This window comes from Nostoc cf. edaphicum LEGE 07299 (genome assembly GCF_015207245.1).
GTDB classification, from domain to species: Bacteria; Cyanobacteriota; Cyanobacteriia; order Cyanobacteriales; family Nostocaceae; genus Nostoc; species Nostoc edaphicum_B.
Map to the genome: position 1 here is coordinate 1 of NZ_JADEXF010000385.1, position 4856 is coordinate 4856.

General features: G+C 42.3%; 3 protein-coding genes and 1 pseudogene. 1 reads left to right on the forward strand and 3 read right to left on the reverse strand.

Features of this window, described 5'->3' with window-relative positions:
* On the reverse strand, nt 1-204 hold a 204-nt coding region (locus tag IQ229_RS24850; protein WP_409339928.1), incomplete at its 3' end, for a hypothetical protein.
* On the opposite strand from IQ229_RS24850, the pseudogene IQ229_RS13120 reads away from it, so the two are divergent.
* Nucleotides 137-276 (forward strand): annotated as a pseudogene (locus IQ229_RS13120) (transposase); the annotation flags it as partial. The gene IQ229_RS24850 and the pseudogene IQ229_RS13120 sit on opposite strands and share 68 nt — an antisense overlap.
* A 450-nt stretch (nt 277-726) precedes the next feature.
* Here IQ229_RS13120 and IQ229_RS13125 read toward each other — a convergent pair.
* Both IQ229_RS13125 and IQ229_RS13135 read right to left on the reverse strand, forming a co-directional pair.
* Nucleotides 727-1803, reverse strand: a complete 1077-nt coding sequence (locus IQ229_RS13125; RefSeq protein WP_228013438.1) for an iron-siderophore ABC transporter substrate-binding protein — start codon at nt 1801-1803, stop codon at nt 727-729.
* A gap of 151 nt (nt 1804-1954) precedes the next feature.
* A complete protein-coding gene (locus IQ229_RS13135) occupies nt 1955-4804 on the reverse strand; it encodes a TonB-dependent siderophore receptor (protein ID WP_194044326.1) in 2850 nt (949 codons plus the stop codon).
* Between the last annotated feature and the right edge of the window lie 52 nt (nt 4805-4856).

The following is a 4856-nucleotide window of genomic DNA, read 5'->3' on the forward strand; positions in this document are numbered from 1 at the left end:
AGACAGGTCTAAGAGGATGTTTGAAAAGTTCCTAGTTGAGTAAAAAAAGCTCTCAGGGCATAAGCTGTAGATACGTACATACAGCACCATTGAGAGCGATGAGTAAAGCATACTCTCTTTACCTGACCCAAAACCCTTGATTCCTGCGACTAAACCTGGTGGCCGTCCGCGAATAGTGGATATGTGGGCAGTGCTGAATGCCATTTTTTATGTTCTAGTCCAAGGATGTAAATGGCAAGACTTGCCTGAGGATTTCTCCCAACATGGCAGACAGTAAGTAAGTTGGCGCAAAAAAAACAAAGTATGTTACGAAACATAAATAGGCTTAAAACCCTTGCTAATGACCAATGACAAAGGACAAATGACAGCCTTAGCCAGTTAGCTTTAATTGCGCCGACCTACTTATATACCTATTTCCGTAATTGGCTTATTGATGGGACGTGGTACTTATTGCCACAATTTCTCCCAAAGGTTGCAAAAATCATCTACGCCACAGAAGATTTGTACGATATCGAGGCGAGATACAATGGTACACTAAGCCCTTACCCTGATTTTTGTGAGATATTTTTAGTCTCGGCGTTTTTTATGACTGGCTTTTTCCTCGATTCTCAATCAATCTTAGCTTAGGCGTAGCCGGCCGCAGGCATCGCTATATTCCTGCCCAGTTTATCAAATTTCTATCTAGAAAGCTTTTCGCCTTTTTACAACCGTCGAACTCACGTTAGCTTAAGGTGCGTTGACGAGGTATTTGTAGAGATCATCAAGGACAGCATTTGCCGCAGGTAAACTTGAACCAGTCCAGGTTGAGGTATCAACTAAATAAACATGATTTTTCTGAACTGCATTAAGGCGTTTCCAAAGGGGGCTTTTCTGAATTTTTGCAAAAGCTTCTTTGGCGTTATTTCTATATATAGAAACAAATAGCACATCTCCATCAGCCTTCTCTAGTTCCTCTTCAGAAATACTGATGCTTCCATAGTAAGCATTAATATTCTGTGCTGTTGGACGCTGTAAACCAACAGTATCTAGAATAGAACCAGCAAACGAGTTTTTCACATCACTCTCAACACCACGATTACCAGAATGTGCGTGGATAAATGAAATTTTTTGTCCCTGGTAGCCATTCTCCTTTAGAGAGGCCGCGTCAATGCCCAAAGCTATTTTCAAGGTTTCAATTTTTTTGTAGTAATTCTGCCACGCTTCTTTAGCTTCTTTTTCCTTGCCTAAAACCTGAGCGACAAAATCAAAGTGCTTTGACCAATCCAGAGGTTCTTTAAACTTTCCCAACACGGTAGGAGCAATTTTTGAAAGTAAGGGGTAAACACTCTTGTCAAGATTTTCCCAGCCCAAAATCAAATCTGGCTTAAGCAAGGATATTTTCTCTAGATTAGGTTGAGAAGGCCCCAAATATTCTATGCCATTGCTGATAAGTAACTTATGATCGTCTAGAAAATGAGTGCTGCCAAGGGGCTTTACTCCCAGAAGAAGGGCATTATTGAGAGTTAAGGCAGATAATGTAATGATACGTTTCGGGGCAGTAGGAATACAAGTTTCACCCATAACGTGTTGAAACGAATGGCACTCTGCAATGCCCGATTCAATAGGTATTTGAATGTTGTGGCGATCTTTAGGAGTACAGGCTGTGACAAGCAAAAGTCCCATCATGCCTAAAGACAGCCAAGTGACGAAGCGGCTTATGTATCTTCGTCTCTTTCCTTGGCTGTTAGAATTGCCAAGAAATCGTACCTTGAATAGTAAGGTCTTCTCCAGCAAAAAGCCGATTTCGATTGAAAGAACTTTCAAAGTAGTCTACCCCGAATAGATTCCTGACATTGAGCGATGCTCTCCACTTATCTTGTTTGTAAAATATGGCGGTATCTGTCCGTAAATAGCTAGGTACGTGGCTCTTTCTGTAAACATTCTTCGATGAAAACCATGTCAATTGTCTTAATTATTAAAATTGCCAGGAAACTGTTCCTTGAAGTGTAAAAGGCTGTCCGTAGTAAACACGATTAGAATTAAGCGCACTTTCAAAATAGTTTACGTCAAATAGATTTTTGAAGTTGAGTGCAACTCGGAATCTCTCTCGGTTATAGAAAATCGCTGCATCAGTGCGAACATAACTAGGCACATCATAAGTATTGGTCAAATCTCCAGCGCGATCGCCTACAAAAAACAAGCCTAGTCCTGCCCCTAAACCTTGTAATTCCCCTTGTTGAATTTCGTAGCTTGTCCATAAGTTGAAAGAATGCTTTGCGGTATCTGGTAAGCGATTTCCAACCAATTCAGGATTAGTATCTTCCGTAGTACGTGCATCGATATAACCATAGCCTGCATAAATATTCCAGCCCGACAAAATTTCACCTGCAATATTCAGTTCAATACCTTGGCTATTTTGCTCACCTACTTGGATTTGAAAACCTTCACGATTGGGGTCTGCTACAGAGACATTAGTACGGGTCAAATCAAAGAATGCGAGTGTTGCCGAAAGGCGATCGCTCAAATCTGCCTTTACCCCAACCTCGTACTGATTACCGCGTTCTGGCTTCAAGGTAGAGTCAATACCGAAAAAGACTGTACCATCTGGTGGGGTAAATGAACTTGTGTAACTTGCATAGAGTGAGATGGCAGGTATGGGTTGATAGACAATCCCAAAACGAGGACTGAATGCACTATCCGAGCCACTGCTTTCTGTGTTAGTGATGAAATCTGTATATTTACGATCAAAAGTATCAAACCGCACGCCTAACAACAACTTTAAGCCTTCTGAGAGTGTAACTTGGTCTTGAACATAAATTCCCCATGAGTTGGTGAGCGAGCGATCGCTACTTTCAAAACCAACGGCTGCTCCCGGTATTTTTGCTTGACCATAAACAGGATTAAAGATATTAATCGGGTTTGCTTCCCGTTCAGCATATATTGGTGACAAGTTTTCTAAACTATTAAAATCAACTGCAAATAGTAGCTGATGCTGAATTGAACCAGTGGAGAACTTGCCAACCAAATTTGTGGCCAGAGCATAATATGTATTTTCAAGCTCGTATTCTCGATCTACACGATTAAAAGTTTGATTGTCTGCACCCAATCTTCCGGGAAGCGTAATTAAGTCAGTGTAATCACGAAACACAAACCGAAATGCATTACGTAACGACCAGTTATCATTAAACTTGTGTTCTAGTTGGTATCCAAGCCTTGTAATTGCCAGTTCAATTTTGTCAGAAGGTTCACCAAAGTTGCGGTTACGAGACACTTCACCGATGGGGTTAGGTAATATACTACCAATGACAGGTACACCAGATGGGTAGGAATCTCTTGTCTTGATGTATTCTCCCTCTAATATGAGGTTAGTTCTCTCGCCAATGTCCACACTGATAACAGGCGATATGTTTAAGTTTTCACCACCATTAAAGAAATCAGCAAAACTATCTGAATTTCTATAGGCTACGTTGAGACGATATAAAGCCGTCTTCGAGTCATCTAACGGCCCTGAGAAATCAATCGCACCTCGATAATAACTATAAGTTCCAAGGGTTGCGTCAATAGCATAAAAGGGTTCGCTTAAGGGACGTTTAGATACTAGGTTGATACTTCCCCCTGGACTACCTAAACCAAATAGCACTGATGCAGGCCCTTTGAGAACTTCGACTCGCTCAATACTGGAAAGTTCAGTCACTTGTCCAGCCAATACGTCAATCAGTCCATCTCTGAGAACATTCGTTTCTGTTACGGTGAATCCGCGAATGGTAAAAGCAGCAATTGGCCCAAAGTTAAAGCTCTGATTAACACCAGGGACATTTCTAACCGCATCTTCTAAGCGAGTCACATTTTGATCGCGCAACACTTCTTGAGGCACTACCTGAATCGATTGGGGAATGTCACGCAAAGGTGTATCGGTTCTTGTCCCAGTCGTAGTATTCGTTACGCGATACCCATCTTGCTCACCTGTCACCACCAACTCAATCGGCTCATCCGGCTGCGCTGCTGGTTGCTCTTGCGGCGTCTCACTTGCTGGCTGCTGTACTTGTGGTGTTTCGGGTAGCTGCGGTGGCTGCGTCGCTGTTGCAGCAGAATTTATCCCAAAAACCAGCCCTGCATTATCATCAAATAACTCCACAACGGGCAATGCCACCTCACCTGCTACTGTCATTCGGATAGTATTGGCATCCAGATTTATCACAGTTATCTCAGTAATTCCTGTAACTGGTTTTTGGGAACGGAATGTGAAACTATCACCATTGGGTAAACGCAATTGAGCATTAGGAATATCAGCGATAAAGTTATTCTCAGCACTGCGATTTGTGACTTGCAGTTGAGTCCCAAGAGGGGTCTCTAAAATCACCTCTACCCCTTTGTCTGTGGGATTTGCCTTAACTCCTGTAATTGGTACAACTTGATCCCCACTTCGTTGTTCTGGATTAGGGGGAGTAGTTGGTGTTGGTGTCTGTACCAGCATGATTGCGCTAGTAGCGGGAAGTTCGATTTCGCTTAGTTGGGGAATGTTTTTACTTGCTTCACCCGACTTTGCTCTTTGCGGTGAACTTGCGATTTGAGACTCTTTAAGTTGGGGTTTTCTGGAACGAAGGGGATCAACTGGGGATTGGGCAATGGCTATGTCCACCACAGGCATCGCAAATTCTTTATCTTTAACTGCAACTTTCTCATTTAATGCAGATTTCCCTGTCGCCTGGGTAAAAGATTCGCCTTCAACATCTTCTTGTACTTCTTCAGATATCGCAGGATTGCTGATAAAAAGAACAACCGCACCTGACAGCAGAAAACTTTGAAACAATTTATCTAACTTCATTTATCCGTTTACACTCAATCACACTACTTGGTCGTACCTGAAGAAACAATGA